Genomic DNA, 1678 nt, shown 5'->3' with positions numbered 1-1678 from the left:
GGAGCCGTCGAAGGTGGGATCGGCGATTGGGACGAAGTCGTAACAAGGTAGCCGTACCGGAAGGTGCGGCTGGATCACCTCCTTTCTAAGGAGCATTCTCCAATTCTGTTGCCACACAGGTGGTTCGACAGGTTGGCAGAGCCGTTCGAGTCCTCGAATGTAGGACCACGGAGCTCATGGGTGGAACACTGACATGTGCCAGGTAATGCCTGGATGTAATCGACACACTGTTGGGTCCTGAAAGAACACGCGTTCTTTCTAGGCAAAACAGACGATCCGATGGGATCTCCTTGATACCGCCGGCGGTGACGCCGAGTTGGTCCTGGAATCAGATCCGGTTGGGTGTGTTGTTTGAGAACTGCACAGTGGACGCGAGCATCTTTGTTAGTAAGTGTTTAAGAGCGTACGGTGGATGCCTTGGCACCAGGAGCCGATGAAGGACGTAGGAGGCTGCGATAAGCCTCGGGGAGCTGTCAACCGAGCTGAGATCCGAGGATTTCCGAATGGGGAAACCCAGCACGAGTGATGTCGTGTTACCCGCATCTGAATATATAGGGTGTGTGGAGGGAACGTGGGGAAGTGAAACATCTCAGTACCCACAGGAAGAGAAAACAACAGTGATTCCGTGAGTAGTGGCGAGCGAAAGCGGATGAGGCTAAACCAGTCAGATGTGATAGACGGCAGTTGTTGTCTGGCTGGGGTAGTGGGAATATTCTTCTTCATTCTGCCGAATGGAGCGAGAGTCAGAAACCTAGGTGTTAGTTGAAGTGGTCTGGAACGGCCTGCCATAGACGGTGATAGCCCGGTAAATGAAAACTCCTAGGCTCTCGTGGATATCTCCCGAGTAGCAGCGGGCCCGTGAAATCTGCTGTGAATCTGCCGGGACCACCCGGTAAGCCTGAATACTCCCTGGTGACCGATAGCGGACTAGTACCGTGAGGGAAAGGTGAAAAGTACCCCGGGAGGGGAGTGAAATAGTACCTGAAACCGTGCGCTTACAATCCGTCAGAGCCTGCGAGTGCTTTAGTGCACTGTGGGTGATGGCGTGCCTTTTGAAGAATGAGCCTGCGAGTTAGTGGCATGTGGCGAGGTTAACCCGTGTGGGGTAGCCGTAGCGAAAGCGAGTCCGAATAGGGCGGTTTTAGTCGCATGTTCTAGACCCGAAGCGGAGTGATCTACCCATGGCCAGGGTGAAGCGACGGTAAGACGTCGTGGAGGCCCGAACCCACTTAGGTTGAAAACTGAGGGGATGAGCTGTGGGTAGGGGTGAAAGGCCAATCAAACTCCGTGATAGCTGGTTCTCCCCGAAATGCATTTAGGTGCAGCGTCGCGTGTTTCACACCGGAGGTAGAGCTACTGGATGGTCTAGGGGGCCCACAAGCTTACCGAAATCAGCCAAACTCCGAATGCCGGTGTGTGAGAGCGCGGCAGTGAGACTGCGGGGGATAAGCTTCGTAGTCGAGAGGGAAACAGCCCAGATCGCCGGCTAAGGCCCCTAAGCGTGTACTAAGTGGAAAAGGATGTGGGGTCGCGAAGACAACCAGGAGGTTGGCTTAGAAGCAGCCACCCTTGAAAGAGTGCGTAATAGCTCACTGGTCAAGTGATCCTGCGCCGACAATGTAGCGGGGCTCAAGTACACCGCCGAAGCCGCGGCACTCCAACAATACATCCGCGCGAC

At 54.9% G+C, this 1678-nt stretch carries 1 rRNA gene (running past one end of the window); it reads left to right on the top strand.

Features of this window, described 5'->3' with window-relative positions:
* Positions 1-385 precede the first annotated feature (385 nt).
* Positions 386-1678, top strand: a 23S ribosomal RNA gene (locus tag AB0M14_RS09605); it runs 1594 nt beyond the window's last position.

It is taken from the genome of Nocardia sp. NPDC051832, from assembly GCF_040681285.1.
In the GTDB taxonomy this organism is placed as follows: domain Bacteria; phylum Actinomycetota; class Actinomycetes; order Mycobacteriales; family Mycobacteriaceae; genus Nocardia.
Note: the sequence above shows the minus strand (reverse complement) of the source record. Positions and strands in the feature narration are given on the sequence as shown.